General features: G+C 64.9%; 21 protein-coding genes. 12 read left to right on the top strand and 9 right to left on the bottom strand.

The features are described 5' to 3' along the window. Nucleotides 1–50 precede the first annotated feature (50 nt). Entirely contained in the window at nt 51–2399 is a 2349-nt protein-coding gene (locus QQL87_RS08245; RefSeq protein WP_284416889.1) for a glycosyltransferase, read from the top strand. Here the strand turns inward: QQL87_RS08245 and QQL87_RS08240 are convergent. Beyond that, nucleotides 2356–4920: a glycosyltransferase gene (locus QQL87_RS08240; protein WP_284416888.1), complete on the bottom strand. Its 2565-nt coding sequence runs from the start codon at nt 4918–4920 to the stop codon at nt 2356–2358. The two genes, QQL87_RS08245 and QQL87_RS08240, sit on opposite strands and share 44 nt — an antisense overlap. A 15-nt stretch (nt 4921–4935) precedes the next feature. After that, nucleotides 4936–5820 (bottom strand): hypothetical protein, encoded by an 885-nt coding sequence (locus QQL87_RS08235; RefSeq protein ID WP_284416886.1) that lies wholly within the window; start codon nt 5818–5820, stop codon nt 4936–4938. A gap of 190 nt (nt 5821–6010) precedes the next feature. Here QQL87_RS08235 and QQL87_RS08230 point away from each other — a divergent pair, with 190 nt between their 5' ends. The 6 genes from QQL87_RS08230 to ipdC all read left to right on the top strand — a co-directional run bounded on the left by QQL87_RS08230 (nt 6011) and on the right by ipdC (nt 12912). Continuing rightward, nucleotides 6011–7216 (top strand): glycosyltransferase, encoded by a 1206-nt coding sequence (locus QQL87_RS08230; protein ID WP_284417220.1) that lies wholly within the window; start codon nt 6011–6013, stop codon nt 7214–7216. An 11-nt stretch (nt 7217–7227) separates the two neighbouring features. Then, on the top strand, nt 7228–7899 hold the full coding sequence (locus tag QQL87_RS08225; RefSeq protein WP_284416885.1) for a nucleotide-binding protein: 672 nt from the start codon (nt 7228–7230) through the stop codon (nt 7897–7899). Between the two features lie 318 nt (nt 7900–8217). Continuing rightward, nucleotides 8218–8844, top strand: coding sequence for a transglutaminase-like cysteine peptidase (locus QQL87_RS08220; protein ID WP_284417219.1), 627 nt, complete (start codon nt 8218–8220; stop codon nt 8842–8844). A 690-nt stretch (nt 8845–9534) separates the two neighbouring features. Further along, nucleotides 9535–10710 carry a hypothetical protein gene (locus QQL87_RS08215; protein ID WP_284416884.1) on the top strand — a complete coding sequence of 392 codons (1176 nt, stop codon included), beginning with the start codon at nt 9535–9537 and terminating at the stop codon, nt 10708–10710. Nucleotides 10711–10911: 201 nt separating this feature from the next. Beyond that, nucleotides 10912–11112, top strand: coding sequence for a hypothetical protein (locus QQL87_RS08210; protein WP_284416883.1), 201 nt, complete (start codon nt 10912–10914; stop codon nt 11110–11112). A gap of 162 nt (nt 11113–11274) precedes the next feature. Further along, entirely contained in the window at nt 11275–12912 is a 1638-nt protein-coding gene (gene ipdC, locus QQL87_RS08205) for an indolepyruvate/phenylpyruvate decarboxylase (RefSeq protein ID WP_284416882.1), read from the top strand. Between the two features lie 79 nt (nt 12913–12991). Here the strand turns inward: ipdC and QQL87_RS08200 are convergent, their stop codons facing one another. Next, nucleotides 12992–13372 carry a hypothetical protein gene (locus tag QQL87_RS08200; RefSeq protein ID WP_284417218.1) on the bottom strand — a complete coding sequence of 127 codons (381 nt, stop codon included), beginning with the start codon at nt 13370–13372 and terminating at the stop codon, nt 12992–12994. 315 nt (nt 13373–13687) lie between these two features. Continuing rightward, nucleotides 13688–14836 (bottom strand): hypothetical protein, encoded by a 1149-nt coding sequence (locus QQL87_RS08195; RefSeq protein WP_284416880.1) that lies wholly within the window; start codon nt 14834–14836, stop codon nt 13688–13690. A 316-nt stretch (nt 14837–15152) separates the two neighbouring features. Here QQL87_RS08195 and QQL87_RS08190 point away from each other — a divergent pair, with 316 nt between their 5' ends. Further along, nucleotides 15153–15758 (top strand): response regulator transcription factor, encoded by a 606-nt coding sequence (locus QQL87_RS08190; RefSeq protein ID WP_284416879.1) that lies wholly within the window; start codon nt 15153–15155, stop codon nt 15756–15758. 124 nt (nt 15759–15882) lie between these two features. Here QQL87_RS08190 and QQL87_RS08185 read toward each other — a convergent pair whose 3' ends face one another. The 5 genes from QQL87_RS08185 to QQL87_RS08165 all read right to left on the bottom strand — a co-directional run bounded on the left by QQL87_RS08185 (nt 15883) and on the right by QQL87_RS08165 (nt 20930). Further along, nucleotides 15883–16128: a hypothetical protein gene (locus QQL87_RS08185; RefSeq protein WP_284416878.1), complete on the bottom strand. Its 246-nt coding sequence runs from the start codon at nt 16126–16128 to the stop codon at nt 15883–15885. Between the two features lie 268 nt (nt 16129–16396). Continuing rightward, nucleotides 16397–18949 (bottom strand): hybrid sensor histidine kinase/response regulator, encoded by a 2553-nt coding sequence (locus QQL87_RS08180; protein WP_284416877.1) that lies wholly within the window; start codon nt 18947–18949, stop codon nt 16397–16399. 6 nt (nt 18950–18955) lie between these two features. Continuing rightward, nucleotides 18956–19369, bottom strand: a complete 414-nt coding sequence (locus tag QQL87_RS08175; RefSeq protein ID WP_284417217.1) for a response regulator — start codon at nt 19367–19369, stop codon at nt 18956–18958. A 199-nt stretch (nt 19370–19568) separates the two neighbouring features. After that, nucleotides 19569–19958, bottom strand: a complete 390-nt coding sequence (locus QQL87_RS08170; RefSeq protein ID WP_284416876.1) for a response regulator — start codon at nt 19956–19958, stop codon at nt 19569–19571. Nucleotides 19959–20207: 249 nt separating this feature from the next. Beyond that, nucleotides 20208–20930, bottom strand: a complete 723-nt coding sequence (locus tag QQL87_RS08165; protein ID WP_284416875.1) for a Crp/Fnr family transcriptional regulator — start codon at nt 20928–20930, stop codon at nt 20208–20210. A gap of 660 nt (nt 20931–21590) precedes the next feature. Between QQL87_RS08165 and QQL87_RS08160 the strand changes: the two genes are divergently transcribed. From QQL87_RS08160 to QQL87_RS08145, 4 genes are all read left to right on the top strand, one after another. Beyond that, nucleotides 21591–22325 (top strand): histidine kinase dimerization/phospho-acceptor domain-containing protein, encoded by a 735-nt coding sequence (locus QQL87_RS08160; protein WP_284417216.1) that lies wholly within the window; start codon nt 21591–21593, stop codon nt 22323–22325. Between the two features lie 294 nt (nt 22326–22619). Then, nucleotides 22620–24167 carry a flagellin N-terminal helical domain-containing protein gene (locus QQL87_RS08155; RefSeq protein WP_284416874.1) on the top strand — a complete coding sequence of 516 codons (1548 nt, stop codon included), beginning with the start codon at nt 22620–22622 and terminating at the stop codon, nt 24165–24167. A gap of 215 nt (nt 24168–24382) precedes the next feature. Further along, nucleotides 24383–24778: a flagellar biosynthesis repressor FlbT gene (gene flbT / locus QQL87_RS08150; protein ID WP_284416873.1), complete on the top strand. Its 396-nt coding sequence runs from the start codon at nt 24383–24385 to the stop codon at nt 24776–24778. A 251-nt stretch (nt 24779–25029) separates the two neighbouring features. Beyond that, nucleotides 25030–26683: chemotaxis protein CheA (locus QQL87_RS08145; protein WP_284416872.1), on the top strand; the 1654-nt coding region annotated here is incomplete at its 3' end.

Genomic DNA, 26683 nt, shown 5'->3' with positions numbered 1-26683 from the left:
TCAGCCCGTCGACGGGGCTTGCGCGACGCGAGAGGGCGGTTGGGGACGACATGTCGGGAATGGAAGCCGAGCCCTTGCTTGATGCGGACGAGACCGGAGATCAGCTGCAGACGGCCTTGTTTCGCAGGGGAAACGTGTTCTCCGGCTTCGCCTACGACCCCGCCACCCCCACCCGCACCTTCACCATCGAGCTGGTGGTCGACGGCTATGTCGTTGCCGTCGGTGTCGGCGACGGGATGGTCGCGCGCCTGCGTGACGCGGGGATCGGAGATGGCCGTTTTGGCTTCACCTTCAGCGTCGCCGCCGAGGCGCTGGCCAGCGCCGCCTGCGTCGAGGCGCGGCTCGCCAATCTGGGCATCGCGGTCGGCGCGCCGATCTACTGCGACAGTCCGCTGACCGATGAGGCGGACTATGTTCTGGGCGACCTCGAATGGGTCGGCGGTCTGCGCTTCGTCGGCTGGCTCGATTCGGAGCTCGAGGACGATGTCGAGGTCCTGGTCGCCGAGCAGCTCGTGATGGTCGTCAAGCCGTCAGGCTGGACCCATGTCGCGCAGGGGGACGGCTTCGACGCCGCGCGCCGGCTGGATTTTCATCTTCCGGAGCACTTCGCCGACGGACGCGTCCGCCAGCTGTCCGCCCGCCTTGCCGATGGCCGCAGCATCCTTGCCCAGCCGCTGCCCTTCGTCGCCTTCGAGCGCGGCCTGGAACAGGCCCTCCAGCAGCTCGGCCGCTGGGACAGCGAACGTCTGCGGGGACGGCTGTTCGATCAGCTGGTGCCTGCGTCGCTTCCGCTGCATCTCTATGAGAGCTGGAAGGAACGCTTCCAGCCGCCCAGCCGCGCTGGCGGCGCGTTCGAGGCGGCTGTCATCCTGATCGGCGAATCCGGTGTCGACGAGACCGTGGAAAGCCTCGAGGCGCAGCGGAACTGCGCCTGGACCGCGATCAGCCTGCCGACACCCCGCAGCTTCGGCCGGTTCGACGCGAAGCCGGCCTGGGAGTTTCTCGGCGGCGATGCGGCAAGCAGCGAATTCGTCGTGTTCTGCCTCAGCGGCACCTTCATCGCACCGGATGCCTTGCAGCGGCTCGGCGAGGTGTTCGAGGCGGACCGCCGCTGCGACTGCGTCTACAGCGATGTCGAGCTCCAGTCGGAGGGCAAGCTCTGGCCGTTGATGTTCCCGGCATTCGACCGGGAGCGTGCGTTGGAGCAGGCGTATGGCGCCTATTTCTTCGCGGTGCGCCGGGCGTGCGCCCTGGAGACTCTCCGTTCGGCGATGTCGCTCTACGAGCTGTTTCATGCCTGCGTCGGCAACGAGCTTGCGACGCGCCGCGTCCGTCATCTGCCGGGTGCCCTCGCCACGCTGCCCGCCATCGACGCGGCGTCAGCCGTCAAGGAACTCGGCGACGCCAGCCGTGCTTTCCTCGCCAGGAGCGGAATCCGGGCTGCGGTGTTGCCGCGTGAACATGGCTTGATTCCTTCGGTGAGAATCCAGCGTGAGGTCGCTCCGAACGAGCGGACGACCATCGTGATTCCGACCCGCAATCGCGGCAAGTTGCTGCGGCGCTGTCTCGACACGATCGAGCCCGCTGTTCGCAAAGTGCAAGCCAAGATCCTGGTCGTCGACAATGAGTCGACCGAGCCTGAAACGATCGAGTATCTCGAAAGTGTCGCTGCGCGCGGCGTCCGCGTTCTGAAGGTGCGGGGTCATTTCAACTTCGCCCGTATCAACAATGCCGCGATCCGTCTCGTCGACACGGAGAACGTCTGTCTGCTGAACAACGATATCGAGGCCCTGGACGACGACTGGCTGGGCGAAATGCTGTCCCGGCTCAGCGAGCCCAATGTCGGCGCGGTCGGCGCCAAGCTGCTATGGCCCAACGGCGTCGTTCAGCACGGCGGCGTGGTGCTCGGCACGAATTTCGCCGCGACCCACGCTTTCAATGATCGCATGGACGGTGACCCCGGCTACGGCGATCTGTTGCAGGTGGCCCATGAATGTTCTGCTGTCACGGCTGCCTGCCTGTTGCTCCGCAAGCGCGACTACGATGCCGTCGACGGCATGGACGAAATCCGCTTCCCCGTGAATTTCAACGATGTCGATCTCTGCCTCAAGCTGCGGCAGCTCGGCAGGCGTATCGTGATGACGCCCGATGCCCGACTGACCCATCTCGAGTCCGTCAGCCGTGGCCGTGACGTGACCCCCGATCGCAAGGCGCGCTTCGACCGAGAGCTTCTGAATCTGCGGATCAAATGGGGAGAGGCGTTGATGGAGGATCCCTACTATCATCCGCTTCTCGGGCTGGATCATCCGCCGTTTTCGGCGCTCGCCTGGCCGCCGCGCTCCTGGGTGTCGCGGGTCAACAGGCGACCTCATCCCGAAGCTGCTCCGGCGGGATTCTGAATTCGGCTGACACGGGTCTCAGCCAATCGACGATTCGCGAAGCCGCCTCCGGTGCCGCCAGGCCGGACGGGATGACCAGGTCCCGCCCGTCCCGGTCCGGAGCCGCCAGCCAGTCCGTCGCCGCAACCGGCAGTCCGGTCGCTTCGAGTGCGACGATCAGCGGGTGTCCGAACAATGGATCACCCGTATCCAGCAGGATGCTGGTGATGCCGTACGCCTCGATCAGGCCGTCGATCTCACCGGGAGTGATCGCACCGCCCGTCACGACGACATTGTCCTCGTTGATCAGGCTGAGATCATCCAGCGTGGTACCAAGGATCACCAGCCTTGCGGTGGGCAGCTTCCGGCCGAGCTGGTGCGCCAACCCGCGGATGAAGCGGATCTCCTGAGCCGACGCCCGCAGGGCCACGACACCGAGCACCTCGCGTTCAGCCGGAGAGGGGCGATCGGTCGGTGTCCGGCCGCTCGGCGGCCCGTCCGGCTCCGCATTGATGTGCAGGACCTCGTCGACAAATCGCGACCCCCGTGGATCGAACGTCAGGATGCGATGTGCGCCTTCGACCAGGTTGATCCAGCTAGGCCGCAGGCCGGATCGATGCGACGCGCCGTCGCCGAGCGACGTATCGGCGATTGCGATCTGATAGGGCAGCCGGTCTCTGATGAAGGAGAGCAGACGGGGCGGGATGCGTCGGGTTCCGACGATCTCGATCTCCCCCGACGAATGCTCGATCAGGAACTGTCCAAAGGCGGCGACGTCGGCATCCGTCGTGAGCGCGAAGCGAAGCGATTGCGGGACGCCTCCCAGCGGATTCCTCAGAGCGGCAAAGATTTGACGTCCATCGCCATCGATCTGTGCATTCAGACTTTGGAGGGCTCGGTCGCATGCCGCGCTGGATCGCTTCGTCGCCGTGGCGCTCAGCGCTCCGCAGCCTGACAGCACGATGTGCCAGCCTTCGCCGTCCTGGCTCATGATGATCTCGCGTTCCAGCGCGGCGCGGTGCTTGCGCAGCGGATCAGCCAGCACAAATGCCGCGCACTCGGTCGAATAGCGCGGATAGCGCTGCTCGAGAACGCGCAGATTGCGCATGACGAGCGCGCGCTTCTCGTCGAGAAATGATCGCGATCCTTCGTGACCGACGAAGACCGAGGGAACGCAGACGTTCCTGAAGCCTGCTTCCGCGGCGCGCAAGCACAGGTCGACATCTTCGAGATAGCCGCGCTGGAAATCATCCGAGAGTCGTCCGACCGCGTCGAGGCACGCGCGTGTGAGATACAGGCAGAACCCAATGCCATTGGGAATGTCGACCAGGCTGCCGGCATTGGCTGTCGCGGCCCGCCGGTCGAGCTCCTCGACCTGGTCCAGCGAGGGAAGCGGGTTGGAGGTGTTCGGCAGCGGGAAGCTGGTAAACTCGCCATTGTTCGACAGCGGCGTTGCCGTGCCAATCCGCGGGACCGATCGGACGGCGGCGCGCAGCCGGTTGAATGCCTGCTGCGGAACCAGCGTATCGGCGTTCAGCAGCACGACGTCGCCGGCTGGGCTTGCATCGAGCCCTCGGTTGACGGCGCCAACAAAGCCGAGATTGCGCTCGTTTGTCAGCACGATCACGTTTGGCCTGCTCTGCAGCCGATGCAGCAGATCCTTGATGGCCGGCTCAGGTGATTCATCGTCAACGATCAACAGGCGGCTGTCGGGCGTCGCCTCGATTGCGCTGATCGCGCTGCTCAGGCAGGCGGTCGTGGCGTCCAGGTCACGATAGACCGGAACGATAACGGTGAGTTGGCCGGATCTGGCCTCGCCGCCTGACCCTGGATTCGGTGCGGAGCGCGGCGCTTCGGGTCTTCCTTCCGCGATGTACAGCTGGTGGATCGGCTGGTCGTCGACCGTGATCTGAAGATGCAGCGGACCGGCTGCATCAGGTCTTTCGAGACGAAAATCGGCCGCCTGGCGTTCTGCCGTCGCGAGCGGATGATGGGAGGTGCCGGTGAGGGTGAACCTGCGGATCTGATCGGGAGAGGTGAGCGTGATCTGCAGCGTGCTCGCCGTCGGCCACGTGGCCCATCCCCAGATCTCGCTGTCGAGCAGCTCGGTGCGCGCGCAGGCAACTTGTCCGGCGGCCTGCAGGTGGCGCAGCGCCACCCGTATTGTGCCCGGATCATTATCGATTCTGGCGACGGTTTTGGCGGCCTCGAGCTGCTCGCGACCTGCCGTCCACGCCATCATGCGGCGGGCGGCCGCGAGATTTTCGGGTTCGAGCTCCCAGGCCTTCGTGACCGCACCCGCAGCCGCGTCGGCGAGGCCGAGGTGGTGGAGGGCCTCGGCGCGCAACAGATGGGCGCGCGCGGTCGCAGGCGGAGAAATCCGACAGCGCCGGTCTGCCAGTGCGAACGCTCGCCGGTGGTCGCCGCGCTCGAGCGCGGCGATCGTCGCGCGTTCGAGTTCCAGATGGTGATTCATCCTCGAGATGAATCGGGTGGCCGTGTGGTCCGCCCGGGATCCGGTGGCCTCGGACTCGTTGCCCAAGAACCCGCCCAAGAATCAAACGCCGGGTTTGGCGGCGCTCTGTCGACTGCGGAACACTCTGACGCGTCCGCCGGAGCGCGGACTGCCGGCGTCGATGGCTGCCCGGGCCGCGGGCGCCGCGAGAATGGTCGGGGGCGTCTCCTCGATGCTGATCTTCAGCCCGACGAGAGGCTCACGACCGGATGGCCCGGAAAGATTGATGCGCCTGCCGGTGACCCGCATCGCCGGCGCGCCCAGGAAGATGGCCTCGACCGCGAAATTGTAGCGGTTTGCACCGGCCCCCAAAGCCTCCAGGGAGATTCCGGTCAGCGGCAGCGCCCGGCCGCGGGTGCCGGCGAAGGTCCCGAGCGGGACCAGCTGGTTGTCGCCGCGCTGGGGGCGGGCAAAGCGGACCGCATATTGGACGTCGAGATCATGTGGCTTGTTCGGCCACAGCAGGCAGATTCCCTCGATGCGGGCAGGCGCCGTCGGGCCGGCCACCCACGCGTTCGACGCTTCGGTCACGTCTCCGATGCCGGCGACATGGGCCAGCACCTGCAGGTCGGGAAGTTCGCTGATGACGGCGCCCCCGCGCGACGGCAGCGACCTGTCCCGCTTCTGCCCCTGCGTCAAAGGCTCGATCTTGACGTTCGCCGCCGTCGATCCGCCGGGCTGCTGCGCGATTACTTCGACCGTGAGGCGGGACGGCCGCACGACTGAGACCACCAGTGCACTGTCGGGGCTGTACAGCGTTCCATCGACGGAATCGGGAGACGTGATGACGGTACAGCTGTCGATGGACGACCGGTCCGGCGCCACGCGGACGATCGGTGGCGAGGCCTTGTCCTCAGCTCCATTGTAGCGGACGAGGAACAGTCCTCGGGCCAGATCGATGGATTTCTGCTGAGTTGTGTCGCTCATTCGCCGCCCCGCAATCCTGCGCCGTTCGACTGGAAAGGTTCATCTGTACAATGTGCACCAGAAAAATGTGCTACAGAAGAGACTTAACGTTAATCCATGAACATATATCAACGCCGCTTGGCGCGAAAGGCTAGACAGGAAAATCTTGCGTCTTCTGAGCTCTCGCGGCGCTGGAGGCTCCTCTTTCCCGATGAACATCCTTTTTGTCCATAACAATTTTCCGGCCCAGTATCGTCATTTGGCGCGCGCGCTTTCGGAAAATCAGGATAACACCGTGGTGGCCGTCGGCTCCAACACGGCGAAGGCTCCGTCAGGCGTCCGACTGCTGAAATATTCGAGCCCGGTCTCGGATCCGACGCTCGTGCATCCGTTCGCGCGGCGGTTCGATCTGGAATGTCGCCGGGCCGAGGAGGTCCTCTATGTCTTGTCCTCTCTTGCGGGGCAGGGCTTCGTCCCCGATCTGATCTTCGCTCACCCCGGATGGGGAGAGACCTTGCCGCTTCGGACGATGTTTCCCAAGGCGCGCATCGTGCTCTATTGCGAATTCTTCTATGCGGCGGAGGGGCGGGACGTCGGCTTCGATCCGGAATTTCCGATGACCGGCCTGGACGGTCATGTCGCTCTGCATCTCAAGAATGCCAGCTCACTTCTGGCTCTCGCCGAATGCGATCTCGGTGTGTCGCCGACGCCCTGGCAGAAATCGACATTCCCGCGCGAGTTCCAGAGCAAGATCCAGGTGATCCACGAAGGGGTCGACGTCGACGAGGCGAAGCCGGATTCGGACGCTGCGCTGCTGCTTCCAAACGGCCGTTGGCTGTCGCCGAACGATGAGGTCATCACCTACGTGTCGCGCAATCTCGAGCCGCTGCGGGGGTTCCACATCTTCATGCGGGCACTCCCCCGGATCCTTCAAGCGCGGCCGAACGCGCAGGTCCTCATCGTCGGCGGCAGCGCGACCTCCTATGGTGCGCAGCCGCCCAAGGGCACGACCTGGAAATCGAAGTTCCTCGAGGAGGTTCGGCCTCAGCTCGATCTGCGCCGCGTTCATTTCCTGGGGCAGCTTCCGCGCGATCAGTATCTGCAGGTCCTGCAGGTCTCATCGGTGCATGTTTACCTGACCTATCCCTTCGTGCTGTCCTGGTCGTGCCTGGAAGCGATGAGTGCCGGCTGTGTCGTCGTTGCCTCAGACACGCCGCCGCTTCGCGATGTGATCTCGGCTGACACTGGCGTCTTGGTGCCCTTCTTTGATATTGATGCCTTGTCCGAGAAGGTCATCTCGGTCCTGTCTCGACCCAGATCGTTCCAGAACATGCGCGCCAAGGCACGGCTCTTTGTCCAAGAGAACTACGATGCTCTGCGGGTATGCCTGCCTGAAATGCTGAAGCTCGTTTACTGAGAGCATCCCGCTTGAGCCCAACGCCGGTTGTGATCGCTGTCGCCCAGCGCAAGGGCGGAGTCGGCAAGACGACTCTGGCTGTGCTGCTGGCGGCTGAGATCGACAGGCGTACCCGATCGGTCGGGCTCATCGATGCCGATTCGCAGGCTTCGGCCTGTCACTGGGCGGAGCCCGGACATCTTTCCTTTCCGGTCTATCAACTTGATCCGGAGACGCGGCCCGTCGGTGAATGGGTCAGGCTGGTGCGACAGATCGAGCACCCCATTCTCGTGATCGACGCCGCTCCGAACGACCGCGTGCTCGGGGCGGTGCTGGCTCTGACTCACATGGTGCTGGTGCCTTGTACCCCGTCTGGCCTGGACATCGAGGCGACCGCCAGAACGCTCGGCATCGTCCGGCGGGTCCGTGTCAGCCGGCGAGCCTCGCTTCGCGTGCTGCTGGTGCCGAACCGCGTCGATCGGCGCACGCTGGAGGGCCAGCAGCTCGTTGCCGAGCTGCAGGAGTTTGGTGAAGAGATCGCTCCCATGGTCGGCAGCCGCTCGGCCTTCATCCGCGCCTTCTCCCTCGGCCAAGCCATGCCCGACGTCGCTGCCGGGTCGCCTGCCGATCACGAGATCAGGGTGCTCGCGGACATCGTCATGAGACATTGCGGGATTGCGTCCAGGACCAAGCGCGGCCGTTGATCACAGGCTCGCTCGGCGTCCGCCCCGCGCGACGCTTCATGCTTGATTGACCAAGTCCGAAAGAACCGCGTTGCCGGTTCACCGCGCCGTCTTCTCAAAATATCGCTGGCGATCAAGACGGAGCGCCGAACCCGGCCGGTTTTGCCGCGATCTCCCGCTGATATCGCCGTCCTTTGCCGGCGCGAGTGCTCGCGCGCCCGGATGGTTAACGTACGGCTCGTCACCGTCGGGAGAATTGAGACAAATGCGTCCTCTGCTCTCTGTCAAAGCTCAAAACATTTCCCGTACGTCTGCAAAGGCAAGACGGGGAGTTTTGGAATGTACAGGTTCAGTAAGGCGTTGGCGGCACTGGTTGCGGTCGTTGCGTTCGGAGTCACTCAGAATCAGGCTCATGCCGGTCTGATCGGATCGCCACTGGCGTTGCGTGGCATCGTCGAGAAGATCCGCTTCAGCGAGCCGACGCTCGCGCCGATGGCCTACACGATGTTCTGCATGCGCTATTCCGACGAGTGTGGCGTCAAGCGGCCGCGGATGGTCTTCCGTGGTGGCGCGACGCGCCTGACCAAGGAGCGTCTGGCGCAACTGGTCGAAGTCAACGCGCAGGTGAATCGGCAGATCGTTCCGCAGCGGAATGAGCGCGGGCTCGCCGGGGAGGAATGGCTGATCGGGCCGGCGCGCGGCGACTGCAATGACTACGCCGTGACCAAGCGCCACGAACTGTTGGCGCGCGGCTGGCCCATGCGCAACCTTCTGCTGAGCGAAGTCGTCACCTCGTGGGGAGAACACCATTTGATCCTGGTCGTTCGTGCGAAAGAGGGCGATCTCGTCCTCGATAATCTGAACGCCCAGATCCGCAGCTGGTCGAAGGCAAACTATCGCTGGGTTCGGTCGCAGACCCCAGCCAATCCAAATCATTGGGCCGCTGTCGCCCAGATCGGTGCCTGATAGCTGCGCTGTTTCGTCGGCCGCATGCCGCGCGGCCCGCTCGGAGGACGGTGTTCCACTTCCGCGCTTCGCAGGCGACCATCCCGCTGTCGCGTGCGGGCTTCGAAAAGAGATATGCGCCGGCATCAGTGGCATTTGCACCTGCTGAGCGCGTCGATCGCAACGATCTCCCGGTGTCGTGATACGAAGGTTGGAACCTCTGCGAAGCGGTGGCATTTCCTGGCCTTGCGATCACGGAGGTTGGACGGATGTCTGCCAGGCTTGCGACGACAGCGGTGATGCTGATTCTGACTCTTGGACCGGCTCTGGCGCAGAACAGCCGGACGTCCAATGGACAGTCCGCAGGGCGCTATACGATCGATGGTCCAGGCGGTGGAGTATCCACCGGCAAGCCGACCGCCACTCAGCCTGTGCCGCCAGCCACGTCTCTGTATCCCTCCGCGGGCCGCGGCAGAACGGCGCCGCTTCCGGGGCAGACGACGAACGTACCGATCACGTCGCCGCGCTAAGCGCCTGAGCCGATCCGTACGCCCGGACATGCGTTATGGCTGATGCTCCAGGCGACATGACCGGGGAGGGCTGACGCCCCTCGCTCCGGCAACATCGTAACATTTGTCTTAACGTCCGGAATCTGCATAAACTCCCGCTCTCGGATCACGCAATCTCGTTTCAGCGAAGTCTCATTGTTTGATGACCTCAGGGCCTTTGGAGCGGTCGGTCAAGGATATCACGTCCGCGCATCCGGAGGTGGAATTCGCGCTGGTTTTGGCGCGGACGATCGATGCCGTCAGCGCAGATCCGGAACAGCTTCGCAGCGCGGTCTACGAGCTCGCTCGCCACAAGCTCCAGGAGCTTGCTACCGACGATCCGTCGGAGAAGCAGCGGCTGATGAAGGCGCTCGAGGTTGCGATTGAGGGCGTCGAGGCCCACACCCAGAGCAATGGCCCGGCGCAGCTCGCGCCTCCGCCGACCGTGCGCCCGGTTCGCATCGCGCATGAGGCCGTGCCGAACCTGTTGGACAGGCCGGGGTCGCTTCGCGGCGAAGCGGCAGCGGATCCGATTCTGCCGGGCCGGGACAGCGCGGCTGCGCCCGCGCGCCGGCGTCGGGGCTGGTCGTCGTCGGTCCCGCTGCGCTTCCTGGTGATGCTGGCCGTGTTGGGCACGGTCCTCGTGCTCATCGCGCTGCAAAGACGTGATGCCTTCTCGTCGTTGCGAACGACCGTGGCGGGCGCTCTCTCTGCCCGGCCGTCAGCCTCCGTCGAGCCGGTCGAGGTGCCGGTCGCGCCTGTGTCCGCTCAGCCGACACCAGAGCCCCGGCTCGAGCCGAAGCGAGCCTTGCCGACCGCCTATGGCGTCTATGCGGAGGTTGCCGAAAAGCTCTATGAGCTGGAAATGCTTCAGGGGCGCGCGCCTGATCCCCGCGTTGCGATTTCGGCCGCGATCACCAAGCCGAGCATCACCGTGCTTCCTGACGGGCGCGTCAAATTCATCGTGTTCCGGCGCGAGAGCGGTGCGGCGGCCTCGGATCCCATCGAGGTCCGGATCATCGCGCGGGTCAATCAGGTGACCACATTCGATGCGGCCGGCAAGCCTCTGCTGGCATCGGCTTCGGGCGATGAGAAGACCTGGGTGATGCGCAACGTGTCAATTCCGTTCCGGGCCGCGCCCCTGAAGGAAGACCCGCAGATGATCGAGGTTCAGCCTCGGGACCCCGACGTTCCGTTGCCGCCCGGCCGTTACGCGCTGGTGCTCAAGACCCAGGCCTATGATTTCACGGTCGAAGGCGCGGTCACCGACCGGCGCCATTGCATGCAGCGCCTGTCCGCCGCAAACGGCACGTTCTATTCCGAATGTGAAAAGCCGTAGCAGGCGTGTGACGGTCGTCGAGCGGATGTGATGGCAGGCGTACGCCCGCCGGTGACGATGTCGGAGTCTCTCAGGATCGGGACCGGATCGCTCATCGCCCTGGCCAATCTCACGCCAGAGCCAGCCTCAAGCCAGAGTGACGGCCCGCACAGTCCGCGGCCACCGCATGGGCCATCCTTCCCGGGAACGGAGAAGATGGTCATGTCCTACATATTCGATCTCGTGCTGGCAGCGGCGCTGCTGTTCTTCCTGTTTCTGCCGATCACCGACCGCCGGACGGTCATGATGAAGCTCGGCATGGTGCTGGCGATCGTCATGCTGTTCGCGGTGACGCTTGCCGTTCCGCACGGTGCCGGGCCCGCCGCCGGATCGGCCCACGCGCTGCTGATCACCGGAAACTGAGGCCGCGTGGTGTCGGATCCGGACGACGGGGCACCCGTTTGACAGCGGCGCGGCGAATGGACGGCGGCCATTTGGCGCATCCCCGCGCGACAAGTCCGGCGATTGGCAGGGCTTCCCTCATCGTGTAGCACCGCTGAACGCCATGCTACTCGGAGGGTCCGAATGCCCGCTCTTGCTCATGCGCTGCTTGCCGCCCTGAAGGATCACGGCGCCCGCGAGATTTTCGGCATTCCCGGCGACTTCGTGCTGCCGTTGTTCAAGGTCATCGAGGAAAGCAACATCCTGCCCAGCGTCACGCTGAGCCATGAGCCGGCGGTCGGCTTCGCGGCGGACGCGGCCGCGCGCTATCATGGCGGCCTCGGCGTGGCCGTCGTGACCTATGGCGCCGGTGCCTTCAACGTCGTCAATGCGGTGGCCGGCGCCTATGCCGAGCGCTCGCCGGTGGTGGTGATCGCCGGCGCGCCCGGCGCGCGCGAGCGCGTCTCCGGCTTCCTGCTGCATCATCAGGCCCGCACCGTCGACACCCAGCTTGCGGTGTTCAAGGAGATCACCTGCGACCAGGCGGTGCTGTCGGATCCCGCGACCGCACCGGCGCAGATCGCGCGCGTGCTGCGCAGCGCCCGCGAGATGTCGCTGCCGGTCTATCTCGAATTCCCGCGCGACATGGTCGATGCTGAGGTCGAGGCCGTGGTGCCGCTGCCGCCGCGGCGCGCCAATCGCGAGGCGCTCGACGAATGCGTCGATGAGATCCTGTCGCGCATCGGACGCGCCGAGCGGCCGGTGATCGTGGTCGACGTCGAGATCCGTCGCTACGGCGTCGAGGATCGGATCGCGGCGCTGGCGCGCAAGCTCGGCCTGCCGCTGGTCACCACCTTCATGGGACGCGGCCTGCTCGACAAGGCCGACGATGTCGTCGCCGGCACCTATCTCGGCGCCGCCGGCGACCCCGCCATCACCCGGCTGGTCGAGGACGCCGATCTCGTGCTGATGCTCGGCGTCATCCTGTCGGACACCAATTTCGCGCTGTCGAACCGCGCCCCGGATCCGCGCCGGATGATCCTGGCTGCGAGTCGCGAGGTGCAGATCGGCCATCATGCCTATCGCGACATGCCGCTCGGCGATCTGATCGATGCCCTGGAGGCGCGTGCCACGCCGCGCGCCGCGGCGCCCGCAAGCCTGCGGCAGCGCTCGGCCTATCCGCGCGGCCTGAGCCCCGACGCCCAGCCGATCGCGCCGTCGGACATCGCCACCGCGATCAACGACATGTTCGATCGCCACGGCCGGATGCCGATGACCTCGGATATCGGCGACTGCCTGTTCACGGCGATGGAGATCGACAACACGGCGCTGGCGGCGCCGGGCTACTACGCCGGCATGGGGTTCGGCGTGCCCGCCGGCATCGGCGTCGCCGCCACGGGCTTGCGGCCGCTGGTCCTGGTCGGCGACGGCGCCTTCCAGATGACCGGCTGGGAGCTCGGCAACTGCCGCCGTTATGGCCTCGATCCGATTGTCGTGCTGTTCAACAATTGCAGCTGGGAGATGCTGCGCGTGTTCCAGCCGGAGTCGCGCTTCAACGATCTCGACGACTGGCACTACGCGGACATCGCCAATTCCATCGGCGGTGCGGGTGAGCGGGTCTCCACCCGCGGCGAGCTCGTGGCTGCGCTGGAGCGTGCCGTGCAGCGGCGGGGACAGTTCTCATTGATCGAAGTGATGCTGCCGCGCGGCAAGACCTCGGACACCCTGGCGCGCTTCGTCGCCGGGTTCAAATCCGCCCGGGAGCGCATGGCCAAGGGATGAGGGCCGCCGCCCGGCCGCCGAACTTCTCACAGTTCCGGGCCGCGTCGGCGCGCCGGTCCTTGCTATCGGGTGTGCTGATCTACTGCATCGCCTTGTCGTGATGGGCGAGGCCGACGGCCTTGTAGTCATAGGTCGGATAGAACTCGGTGCGATAGGCACCCCACGCCGTCGTTTCGAAGATGCGGTTGACCTCGCGCAGACGCGAGGCCGGCAGGCGAAGCGTCACGACCTGGCCGACCCCCATCATCACGTACCAGCTCACCACCTCGATGCCGGCCGGTGGGAAGGCCTTGTAGAAGCCCTGGCGCTCGAGCTGCGCGTTGAGCTCGCCGAGCGGCCGCGACTGATCGTGCTTCAGGAAGACGGTCAGCAGCACGGCATTGTCCGCCGTCGGCGCTGCCGGCGGATCAGCCGCGTTCTGCGCGCCACTGTCCGAGCTCACCAGCGCAGCACATGCCATCACCAGCGCTACCAGCACGGTTCTGCTCGCTCTCACCTCAGCCTCCCTCGTTCCATCGTTAGAGATACTCTGCCGCATCATCAGCGGTGTGACATGCGGAGTAAATCATGCCCGGCGCATGAAGAAGCTACGACGGCGCGCCGGGTTCCAGCGGTTGGCCGAGGGTCCGGGATGGGCGGACGCCTGCGGCGTGATCGCGATATCAGGGGAGGCACACGGCGAGGAAACGGCCCCCCGAGGCGTTTTCGCCGATGCCGTTCGAGCTTTGGCTGACGCTCATGCCAGCTACGAGCTGCCGCCTGCTTGCCGCCACCGTCAGCCGGTCGCGGAGCGCAGCGCCGTCTTGATGGCGTCGCGGCCCTTCCAGGCGATGTAGGTCAGGCGGTCGCCGAGCGAGCGGTGACTGCGCAGCCGGTTGGAGCCGAGCACATGGCCGACATCCTCGGGGAAGCGCTTGACCTCGTCCTGCACCATCTTGGCGGTGTTGCTCATGATGGCGCTCAGGCGATGGCCCCAGTCCGACTCCTCGATCCGGTCGATGCGAACCTGGATGGCGTATTCGATATCATAGATGCTGGTCAGGATTTCCTTGGCGGTGACCACGCGGTTGTTCTTCAAGGCGACCCGCAGCGCCAGGCGCTTGTCCTCCAACTGGTCGAGCACCATCGGAACGGTCATCGCGTAGGGCGCCGTGATGACGTCGGTGACGTTCTTGGTGCGCGCCGCCTTGGTCGCCAGCCGCATCACCTGCCATGGCTCCTTGAGGCGCTTGGCGACCAGCGTCAATGCGAAGGGCACGGCTTCGGGCTGCTTCTTGCGAAGGCCGTCGAGCAGCAGCACCATCTTCTTGACCTGCGGGTCGTCGAACTCAGCGATCCGGTCCGGCAGGGAGTCGGCGAACTTCGCCAGCTCCTCGCGGGCGCGCAACGCCTTCATCAGCTTGACGACGTCGTCGAACACGGATGGGGAGGCCGTATAGGCCTTGAGCTTGCTGCGGACCTGCTCGATGCCGTCGGCCCGCGCCAGCGTGCCCTCGAGCGACTTCGTCACCTTGGTCTGGAAGGCGCTCGCCGCCTGGCGAATCTCGCGCTGCTTGTCCGCCGCGATGAGGTCCTTCATCTGCGCGTTGTAGTCGCGGGCCATCGTCGGCAGCAGATCGCGCGAAATCCATTCCCAGATCGGCGTCAGCGAACCGCGGGCAATACGGCCTTCATTCGCATGCTCCGGCGAGCCGTCGACGAGGAGCTGCTCGATCGGCATGAAGAAGTAGCGCGACGGATTGATGGCGCGGTTGCTGCTGGCGCCATCCTTGCGGATCTCGGCGCGCAAGCGCGCCTGCAGGTCGGCGGAACCAGGCATGTCCACCCCGCTCAGCTCCAGCCGTTCGAGCTCGCTGAGGAGACAGCTCCGCGTCAGCGGCGACAACCGCTGCAGGAATTCCCAGATCCGGTCAACGGGTCCCATTGTCGTGTCTGGCTACCAGCTTCGAGGTCTCAACGGCTCGTCTTACGGACGAGGACGGGGCGCATCGAACCACGAAACAGTTGGTGCCGAATTAATTTCGGTAAACAATCGTAGCAATGCGCGGCGCCCTTGGTTGCGCAGTGGGGCGGTCACGATGACCTGTCGCGACAGGGAGCCTGCTGCGGCGCGTTAATCTTTTGAATCTGCAACTTTTGAGGGAAATTATCGACTGTTGCGCGAGTTGCCGCCGATATCCCGTACTGTTACGGGCTGCAATATTAACCATGTTAAAGTCCGGGACGCGCGATGATGAGCCATGGCACAGCTCAGCAACAGCCTTTCCGACGATCGCGCCGCACGGGTGCCGGCAGACCCAAAGGTTAACGACCGCGGCCTTCCGTCCGGCCGCGACGGCGCGCAGGCGATGGAGCGGTCCGAGGATCAAGACGCAACGGCGCTGGCGCATCAGCTCAACGGGTCGCTCACGGCGCTGATGCTCTATATGAGCGAAATCAAGCAGCGCAGCGATGAAATCGCCAGGAGCCCCGGCGAGCGCCGTCATGTCCAGATCGTCGTGGACAATGCGCTGATGCAGACCGAGCGCGTCTGTGCCCTGGTGAGCAGGATGTCTGGCGCACAGGCGCAGCCGGGTCTGGTGTCCCAGGCGATGGCGGTTCGTGAGCAGGAGCTCGTGCCGGCTCCCGCGTCTGCCCGCGCCGGCCGTTCCAGCAAGTCCCTGACGCCGCGCGAGCGCGAGGTTCTCAAGCTGATCAGCGAAGGTCATTCGAACAAGGAAGGCGCCCTGCGCATGGGCATCAGCCCTCGCACCTTCGAGAGCCACCGCGCCGAGGCCATGCGCAAGCTCGGCGCGCGCAACACCGCCGAGCTCGTTCGCGCCGCGATTCTCAACCAGATGGGATGATGTCGACGTGCGCCATGCGCGCCGGCGCTGTCGGATCGGGTATGGATGGCTGGGGTGACCGCGGTATCGAGGCATCCCGTCCGGTCCATTGGACGAATGGATGGGACGCCCGCTGACGCGGCCGTCAGAAGTAGTCCTCGGCAAAAGGGCGGACCCGTGAAGCGGGCCGCAGCGCCGGCTGTGCCTTGGGTGTCGTCGGCACGATCGTAATCGTCCAGCGCGGCGGGACGCTCGCTTCCTTTTCCATGACCGAGCGGACATGCCCGGTGATCGTCGCTCCGCCGGATTTCACGGTCGCGGTCCGGCCGTTGAACTGTGCAATTCGGAAACGCCTGACTTCCTTCTGGTCGGCGGTTTCAAACGTAAACATGGGACACATCTCCTATGTGGCCTTGAGTCTCGCAGCTCATGATTAGTCGATTGTGAAAATCATGGGCCGTAGAAGTACGGCGTCAACCTATTGGTAGGGAATGTGAAAATCGCGTTCGGCGAATCTCGGTCGCGACTGTCCTGGTTGCCCGTCGAGGCGGCTCGGGGCGAGCAGGGAGGCGTCCCCTCAGCCGCGTGACCGATACGAATGGCCGCCGCGGGGCAGGGCGCAAGGCGGTCGCGCCCACGCAAGCGCAACCGGGTTGGCGTCAGTATTGCAGCTCCTGAACTCGGGCGGCAGCGTAGGCGGCGTCGATGTTGTCGAGCAGCTCGAAATATTCCTTGGGAGAGAGACGCGGCGCGCTCCTCTCCAGCGCGAGCGCATAGGTCGCGAGCCGTCTGTAGCCGAAGGTTCCGGCAGCGCTCTTCAGCGAATGGGCCTCGCGGCCGATCTTGATGCGCTCGCCGTCGAGCGACAATTTGCGGAACAGCTTCAGCCGCATATCCGTTTCGCTGAAGAACACGTCGCGGATCTCCTGCGCCGCGTCGTCGCCGATCTCGCCGACCAGCTCCGCATAGGCTTCACGATCGAGTGCAGGCTCGGGAGCAACCTCGGTCTCCGCGGAGACATCGACCGTTCTTGCGTCCGGCTCGGTCGGCGCCAGCGGCGCGACATCGGAGGCGACCATTTCCATGACCGGCGTGGGGGCGGGCAGCACGCGCAGGATGGCTTCCACCAGCGCCTTCTTGCGCGCCGGCTTGACGACGAAGTCGTTCATCCCGGCCTCGCGGCAGGCCCGGATGTCCTCCATGAAGGCGTTTGCCGTGAAGGCGATGATCGGCACGTTGGAGCGGCGTTCGCCACGCGCGCGAATGGTCCGCGTCGCCTGGAAGCCGTCCATCTCGGGCATGCGGACATCCATCAGGATCAGGTCGTAGTTGAAACGGCTGGCGGCGGTGACGGCCTCGGCGCCATCGCAGGCGGTGTCGGTCTGGATGTCGAAATCCTTGATCATCTTGGTCGCGACCAGCCGGTTGGTCGGATTGTCGTCGACCACCAGCACCCGAAGCGGCCGGCCGAACGCCGCGATCCGGCTCTGCAGCGCGGCGTAGACGCTGTCGTCGTTCTGCTCGGGCACCGCCACGGTCTCGGCAATCGGCAGGGTCAGGCGGAACGAGAAGGTCGAGCCGCTGCCCAGCGTCGAGGTGACCTTGATCTCGCCCCCCATCTGTTCGGTGAGGCGCTTGCAGATCGCAAGTCCCAGCCCGGAGCCGCCGAAGCGCCGGCTGATCGAGTTGTCGGCCTGCACGAAGTTCGCGAACAGGGAGCCGATCTTGTCGGCGGCGATGCCGATGCCGGTGTCGGTCACCGACCATTCGACGGTCGCCTTCTCCGCGTCCTTCTCGATGCAGCGCGTGGTGATCACCACCTCGCCCGAGGAGGTGAACTTGACCGCGTTGGACACCAGGTTGAGCAGGATCTGGCGAATGCGGCCGGCGTCGCCGATCAGCGCCGGCGGCACCGCCGGATCGCTGACATTGCGCAGCTTCAGATCCTTGGCCGAGGCCCGCGGCCCGATGATGCTCAGCGTATTGTGCACCAGCGCTTCGGCCGAGAATGCGATGTCCTCCAGCGAGAGCTGGCCGGATTCGAGCTTGGAGAAGTCGAGAATGTCGTTGAGAATCTCGAGCAGATTGTCGCCGGCATTGTGGATCGCGACCACGGAGCGGCGCTGTTCGGGGTCGAGATTGGTCTCCAGCAGCGTGGTTGCGAGACCGAGCACCGCATTCATCGGTGTACGGATTTCATGGCTCATCATCGCGACGAAGGTGGACTTGGCCGCGTTTGCGGCCTCGGCCGCCTCGATCAGCTGCTCGTGGCGCTGCCACCAGCGTGAGATCAGGACAGCCGCGGCAACCACCGCCAACGCGCTGACCAGCGACACGATGACCAGCAGCGTCGCCATGGCGCGCCACGCCGTCAGCACGTGCTGCTCCGACACCGACACCACGATCATCGCGGGATAGTTGGGCAGCATCTTCGCGGCGCGCAGGCGCATCTCGCCGCTCCGCCCGGAGAGTTCGCGCAGCACGCCGCCGGCCGACAGCGCGCGCTGTCCGAAGCCGGAGGTCGATTTGCCGATCTCGCTGGTCGGCGGGAAATGCGCCAGCAGCGTGCCGTCCTCACGGATCAGCGACACCGCGGCCTCGAGGCCGAGCGAGGTGGAGCCGAAGAAGTTCTCCAGATAGGGCACGGACATCGCGCCGAGCATCGTCCCCATGAAGTCGCCCTTGGAGTCGTTCAGCCTCCGGGCGAAATAGATGTTCCAGGTGCCATCGCCGCGATTCTGGACCGGCGCGCTGACGAATGTCTGCAGCGCCGGATCGGTCTTCAGCGCCTTGAAGTAGTCCCGGTCGGAGATGTTGACGTCCGGGATCGGCCAGTAGCGGGAGAAGTTCAGCAGCTTGCCGTCCGCGTCGATCAGCGTGACGGCGTCGATCTGCGGCAGCCCCGCGATCTTCTCCTTCAGCAGCAGATGCGTCTGATGGTCGGACGCGACCTTGCGGTAGGCCGCAGCGTCGATGGCGCCGCCGCGCACCAGGTAGTCGCGCACGCTCGTCAGCACGAGGTCGACCGACTTCACCGAGCGGTCGGCGTTCTCGGCCAATGTGAGGCTGTGGCGGCTGAGATCCTCCTCGGCATGCTGAAGCGCGTTCTCGCGCAGGTTGGTGAGGAAGAACAGGTTGCTACCGGCGATCACGCAGATCAGGATGAGCGCGATCGCAGCCGGCGCTCCCAGGAAACGCTTCTTGTTGCTCATCGTCTGCTACCAGCCCGCCGCTCTGACCAGCCGCTGGCGGTCGGTCCCCTGGGCGATCTGCTTCAGCGTCTGCCGGAGCAAGGTCAGATCGATCGGCTTGGCGAAGGGAGGATACACGTTCAGATCGAGGAAGTTCCCGATCCGCACCGACGCGGACAGCGCGTCTTCTTCGGAGGCGCTGATGATCAGCACCGGTCCGCGAAATTTCAGTAGCGCGAGGCGATCGAGAACCTCCGTGCCGGACCGCTCGCCGAGCGACAGGTCCAGCGTGACGCAATCGAAATGCCGGTTTTGCAGGACGTCATAGGCGGCGTCGACCGAGGTGACGCCGGTCGTATTGAAGCCGGCCTGGGCCGCGATCTTCCGTAGAATGGAGAGATGCACGTCGGCATCTTCGATCACGAGGAGCTCGTTGCGCATGAATTCCCTGTCCCGTTGCCAGCCTGGCGTCGTCGTCGGCAAGCAGGGTCCTGTCTAATGGCCGGCTCTGACCCCCTCGTAAATTTTGGTTTCCGTACAACTACGGATGGAGCCCGGCCCGACGACGTACAGGCTGCAGCCGCCAACGAAACGGCCGGACGTCGGTCCGGCCGCAGAAGCCGCGCAATCTCGAGGGCGGCTATTCGGCAGGGCCGAACACGGCTTCCATCTTGGTCTTGAGGGTTGCTGCGTTGAACGGCTTGACGATGTAGTTGCTCACGCCGGCCTTCTTGGCGGCGATGACGTTCTCGGTCTTGGATTCGGCCGTGATCATGATGAACGGCGTCTTCGACAGATCCGGGCTGGCACGGACCTCGCGCAGCAGGTCGTAGCCGGTCATCGGCTCCATGTTCCAGTCGGAAATCACCAGGCCATATTTCTTCGCCTGCATCTTGGCGAGCGCGGCCGATCCGTCGCTGGCGTCGTCGACGTTCTCGAATCCGAGCTGCTTGAGCAGGTTGCGGATGATCCGAATCATAGTGGCATAGTCATCGACCACCAGGATCGGCATCGACAGATCAAAGGCCATGTCATTACTCCGCGCGTTTGGTCAAAAGCCGAACACGGGCGAGATATATCAGCACGAAGATTATTCGACGCTTCTTGGAACTCGCGCTCGTCAGCACGTCGACAATTATCAGGGCCCGTTGAACAGCGCGTTAATTCCGCGCGGGCCGGAGGGACTGTTCATGCCGCTGGCCGTAGTTGTACGGAGCCCGTCCGGAGCGGTCCGGCTGCAACCGCCGAGCGCCCATCACGGCCGCCGAACAGGGGCCGCTCAGGGCAGGCAGCGCGGCCGAACCAGCTTTTCGTAATGTCCCTTGACGGTGCCGTAGCATTCGCAGGCCGTCCTCTTCAGGCCCTCCAGATCCATGATCTCGATATGGCCCCGGCTGTAGTGGATGAAGTCCGCCTGCTGCAGGGTGCTCGCCACCAGCGACACGCTGTTGCGCCGTGCTCCGATCATCTGGGCCAGCGATTCCTGGGTGACGTAGAGCTTGTTGCCGCCCGAAAGGTCATGCGTCTGCAACAGGCAGCGGGCGAGCCGCGATTCAACCGTGTGGGCAGCATTGCAACCCGCCGTCTGCTGGCTCTGCACGTAGATGGCGAGTGCGTGCCGAAGCAACAGCGAGCGGAAGGTCGAGCTTTGCTCCATGGCGGCCCGCACCCGGTCGATGTCGACGACCGAGGCGGTGCCGGGCACCAGGATGGCTGCGCTGTTGAGCACCACGGGCTCGCCGCCGGCGAGCAACGACATGCTGCCGAAGAAGCTGTCCCGTCCAATCATGGCGACCTGCACGCGCTCGCCGCGCGCCAGATTGACGACGAGCGAGATGACGCCGCGGTGAGGAAAGTAGATGCGCGGAAGCTTCTCGCCGACCTCGGCGAGCACGGAGTCCTGCACGAGATCGACGGTCCGCAGATAGGGGCGGATCAACTCGAAATCATCGTCGGCGAGCGACGACAGGAAGCCGTTTGGAGAACGCAAGCTGGGGTCCAAAGCCATCTCCTGCATTGCAGTAACGCAGCCTCTCGGATCTCAATGCACTCATGGTTCCATAGAACTGCGTCCCGCCTGCTGACAAGAAAAATAACCAGGGAAGATTCCCAGTTACACGCATCATTTCCCGCTGTGCTCGCTGTTGTGCAGACACGCCGATTGTGCATCGACGATTTCGCCGTCAGGCGTCGTCGGAATGAGGTGTGCGCTGAACGCAGGCTGTATACAGCGTGCCAGGTCGGCCGGTCCGCGATCTCGCCAACGGCGCGCGGCGCCTGTGGATGGCGGCATGTGAGCGACGTGGCAGCTGGAGCGGCGAGGTGGCCGGCTGCGATCATTGACAGCCGACATCTTGAGGCCAAAATCGCTAACAAGCGCGCTGATTCGTTGACCGATCTTTGTCTGTCGGGATGCAAGTCTTATCTCGATCGGGGGCATCGGTCTGCCTCCAATCGCTGGTGACGCGTCGGTCGTCACGGCGACAGCGAGGTTTCGGACTGATGCTGGATCCGGCTGGAGCGCGATCGATGCTCAGCGACGACGCTGAACCCCAAGGCGACGCTGAACGCCATGGCGAAGCTGAAAACTGCAGCAGCATCCGCCCGTATGTGTTTCCCCGGCACCCCCGCCGTCTCTCCCTCAACAGGTAGCTCAGGACTCATGGCGCTTTCTCATCATCAAGTCGCCGACCCGTCATCACCTGACGAGGGTGCAGAGCCGGCGATGCAAGACGTCAATCCGGGATTGGCGATCGTCGGTCAGGTCGCCGGCGGCCTGCTCCACGACTTCAACAACATCCTCACCGTGATCACCGGGACCATCGACATTCTCGCCCAGGCCGTCGAAGACCGGCCCGAGCTTGCGGCCGTGGCGCGTCTGATCGATGAGGCGGCGACCCGCGGGGCGCGATTGACGTCGCAGCTTCTGTCGTTTGCGCGCGGACGTCCGCCGCGGCCATGCGCCGTCGAGCTGAGCGAGCTGCTGACCGACGTCGGACGGTTGCTTCGGCCGACTCTCGGCACGGAGGTCGAGGTCATGACGTCGGTGGGGACGAACGTGCCGGCGGTGTTCGTCGATCCGGGTCAGCTGATGGCCGCGCTGCTTTGCCTTGCGATCACTGCGCGCAACGGCATGGACGGTGGCGGCACGATCGACATCGAGGCGATCAGTCCGGACTCGCCTGCCGATGGCCCTCCAGGCCGCGATGTGCTGATCGTCCTGCGGGCCTCCGCGCATGCTGCCGACAGCGCGCAGACCGCCGCCATGTTCCACGACGTTCGGATGGTCGAGGATTTCGTCAAACGTTCGAACGGGCGCCTCGCGCTCAAGGAAGCGCACGGCCAGGCGGCAAGCGTCGAAATCGTACTTCCGCGCGCCGAACGGGATCCGTGCTAGCCCGATTGGCGTTCCAGCTCATAGTTAGCGCCGTGCTAACGACGGAGCGGGTGTCAGCGCGAGACGAGGCTCGCCATGCGCTTCCGGTACGATTTTCGCGCGAATTCGGCCAATCTTCGCGCATTTGACGGAATTGATTAGCGGCCAATTAGGATTAACCGCGGTCGCCGGGCGCCGGTGCCGTCGTTCCCAGCTCAATTTAACGAACGGGTAGGATTCCGGGGACCAGTCTGCCCCGTCGCCGACAGAACGGTTCGGCGATCACTACTCATGTTCATCCAGAAGGGAATGACAATGTCAGGTATCGTACTCTCTGCGTCGGTTCGCCAGAACCTGCTCTCGCTTCAGTCGACGGCTCAGCTCCTCGCGAACACGCAGAACAATCTCTCCACGGGCAAGAAGGTCAACTCGGCGCTCGACAACCCGACCAACTTCTTCACCGCCCAGGGCCTCGACAACCGCGCGTCCGACATCTCCAATCTGCTCGATGGCATCGGCAACGGCGTGCAGGTGTTGCAGTCCGCCAACACCGGCATCACCTCGCTGCAGAAGCTCGTCGACAGCGCCAAGTCGATCGCCAACCAGGTGCTGCAGAGCGCTGTCGGCTACTCCACCAAGTCGAACGTGACGTCGACCGCGCTGACCGGTGCCACTGCGACCGATCTGCTGGCCTCCAGCACGACGGCTGTCACCGGTTCGGTCGTGCTGAACGACAACACCACGGCGGTGGCGATCACCGGCTCGACCAAGCTGTCGGGTACGTCCGGCACCTCGTCGAACGACCTGGCCACCGGCATCACCTCTGGTGAGACGCTGGTCGTCAACGGCACCACCTTCAGCTTCGTCACCGGCACGTCCTCGACCGGCACCAGCATCGGCATCGGCGACAGCGTCACCAACCTGCTGTCGGCGATCCAGACTGCGACCGGCGTCACCTCGTCGATCACCGCCGGTGCGATCACCCTGACGCCGCCAGCGGCAGGATTGACGCTTTCGGGCAGCAGCGGCACCTTGGCCAAGCTCGGTCTCAGCGCGGTCGGCGACGGCCTGTCAGGAAAGACGCTGACGGTGGGTGCCACAGGAGGTGGCACAGCGACGAGCATCACCTTCGGTCTAGGGACAGGGCAGGTCAAATCGCTGAACGATCTGAACACGGCGCTCGCAGCCAACAACCTGCAGGCTTCGATCGACTCGTCCACCGGCAAGATCACCCTCACCACGACCAACGACGCAGCGTCCGCCACGATCGGCACGATCGGCGGCACCGCCGCGGCATCCAGCAATGCGTTCAACGGTCTGACGGCAGCCGCTCCGGTCGCCGATTCGACCGCGCAGACGCAGCGGGCGAGCCTGGTCTCTCAGTACAACAACGTGCTGGCGCAGATCAACACGACCGCGGCCGACGCATCGTTCAACGGCATCAACCTGCTGAACGGCGATACGCTGAAGCTGACCTTCAACGAAACCGGCAAGTCGACGCTGTCGATCACCGGTGTCACGTTCAACTCGGCTGGCCTCGGCCTTTCGAGCCTGACCTCGGGCACCGACTTCCTCGACAACAACTCGGCGAACAAGGTGATCGGTGTCCTCAACAGCGCCAGCTCCACGCTGCGCAACGAGGCGTCGACGCTGGGTTCGAACCTCTCGGTCGTGCAGGTGCGTCAGGACTTCAACAAGAACCTGATCAACGTGCTGCAGACCGGTTCGTCGAACCTGACCTTGGCCGATACCAACGAGGAAGCGGCCAACAGCCAGGCGCTGTCGACCCGCCAGTCGATCGCGGTGTCCGCGCTGTCGCTCGCCAACCAGTCTCAGGCAAGCGTGCTGCAGCTCCTGCGCTAAGGCGCAGGCGCGTATCCAACATCATCGGAGGCGGCGGGGCTGGTCCCCGCCGCTTTCGGCTAGACCATCCGGGATTCACGCCGGTCTCGATCGAAGTCGACCCATACCCGCGCGACAGCGCGGCGCGCGGTTGCAAACAGCAGCCTCGTGTCGACGAGACGAAGCCTGCCGGCGGTGTCGCTCCCGAAAGGAGACTCTCGAGAGGAGACCGGGCCATGCCCTTGCGGGTCGAGCTGAAGCCTTTCGAGCGGATCGTGATCGGCGACACCGTGATCGTGAATTCGAACACGCGCGCGCGCTTCATCGTCGAAGGTGACGCGCCGATCCTCCGCGAGCGTGACACCGTCACCGCGGAAACCGCCGATACGCCGGCCAAGCGCCTCTACCTCTGTGTCCAGACGATGTATCTGAAGAACGACGCGATCCGTCATCGCGCGTCCTATCTCGCCTGCATGAACGAGTTGCGCAGGGCGATCCCCGACGTTGCGGGCCAGGCCGAGGCCGTCGACCGCCATGTCACCGAAGGCGCGCTGTACAAGGCGTTGAAGGAGATCAGGGCGCTGATCGAGCGCGAGCACAGCGCTGTGCTGCAAGCCGAAGCGGTGCCGTGAGATCCGGGCCTCGCGAGCGCGCAGGCCTGCAGCCAACCGAGCGCCCGGGCTTCGTCCGTATTAGCACGGACATTAAAATTAACGGGACGGAGAAAAGCCGCGCCTAACGATGGCAGGAAGGAAAGTCCGTTGAGCCGAGCGACGGGCGGGTTTGATCCGCACGCCTTGGCGAAAGCACTGGACCGACCATCGCTCTGACAGGATCAGCGGTCGCCAGCGATCGCAACGCCACTTCTTGGAAGGCCAGTTTCATGGATGATCTGTTGCGTGAGTTCCTGACGGAGACCAGCGAGAGCCTGGATACCGTCGATAATCAGTTGGTGCGGTTCGAGCAGGAGCCGAACAACGCCAAGATCCTGGATAACATCTTCCGGCTGGTGCACACGATCAAGGGGACCTGCGGCTTCCTGGGCCTGCCGCGGCTCGAGGCGCTGGCGCATGCCGCCGAAACCCTGATGGGCAAATTCCGTGACGGCATGCCGGTGACCGGCGAGGCCGTGACCCTGATCCTGACCACTATCGACCGCATCAAGGACCTGCTGTCGCAGCTCGAAGCCAACGAATCCGAGCCCGAGGGCGAGGACCGCGATCTGATCAGCGAGCTCGAGGCGATGGTCGAGCGCGGCATGGCGGCGATGGCCGCCGGCGAAGCCGCGCCGCCGCTCGCGCCGGCTGCGCCCGCCGCGGCGCCGGTCACGCAGGGCAGCCTGATCGACCAGACGCTGGAGCGTCCGCTACGTCCGGGCGAGGTGTCGCTCGACGAGCTGGAGCGCGCCTTCCGCGAGACCGCGATCGAGACGCCGCCCGCGCATGAGAAGGCGCCCGAGCCCAAGGCTGCCGCGCCCGCCGCGAAGGCCGAGCCGGCCAAGGCCGAGGCCAAGACTGCGGCCAAGGCGGAGCCGAAGAAGGCTGCGCGGCCGAAGGCCAATGCCGACGGCGAGGTGCACGAGAACGACAAGGTCGCCAACCAGTCGATCCGCGTCAATGTCGACACGCTCGAACATCTGATGACGATGGTCTCCGAGCTCGTGCTGACGCGCAACCAGCTCCTCGAGATCGCCCGTCGCAACGAGGACACCGAGTTCAAGGTGCCGCTGCAGCGGCTCTCCAACGTCACCGCCGAGCTGCAGGAGGGCGTCATGAAGACGCGCATGCAGCCGATCGGCAATGCCTGGCAGAAGCTGCCGCGCATCGTCCGCGATCTCGCGACCGAACTCGGCAAGCAGATCGAGCTCGAGATGCACGGCGCCGACACCGAGCTCGACCGCCAGGTGCTCGACCTGATCAAGGATCCGCTCACCCACATGGTGCGCAACTCCGCCGATCACGGCCTCGAGACTCCGGCCGAGCGCGCCGCTGCCAACAAGCCGGACCAGGGCACGATCCGTCTCTCCGCCTATCATGAAGGCGGCCATATCATCATCTGCATCGCCGACAACGGCCGCGGCCTCAACACCGAGCGGATCAAGGCCAAGGCCCTGCAGAACGGTCTCGTCACCGAGGCCGAGCTCGAGAAGATGACGGAAGCGCAGATCCACAAGTTCATCTTCGCGCCGGGCTTCTCCACCGCGGCCACCATCACCTCGGTCTCCGGCCGCGGCGTCGGCATGGACGTGGTGCGCACCAACATCGACCAGATCGGCGGCACCATCGACATCAAGTCGGTGGCCGGCGAAGGCTCGTCCGTCACCATCAAGATCCCGCTGACGCTCGCCATCGTCTCGGCGCTGATCGTCGAGGCCGGTGGCGACCGCTTCGCAATCCCGCAGCTCGCCGTGGTCGAGCTGGTGCGCGCGCGGGCCAATTCCGAGCACCGCATCGAGCGCATCAAGGACACCGCCGTTCTGCGCCTGCGCAACAAGCTGCTGCCGCTGATGCATCTGAAGAAGCTCCTGAAGATCGACG

The organism is Bradyrhizobium sp. SSBR45G, from assembly GCF_030159255.1.
In the GTDB taxonomy this organism is placed as follows: domain Bacteria; phylum Pseudomonadota; class Alphaproteobacteria; order Rhizobiales; family Xanthobacteraceae; genus Bradyrhizobium.
This window is presented reverse-complemented; position numbering and strand designations above follow the sequence as displayed.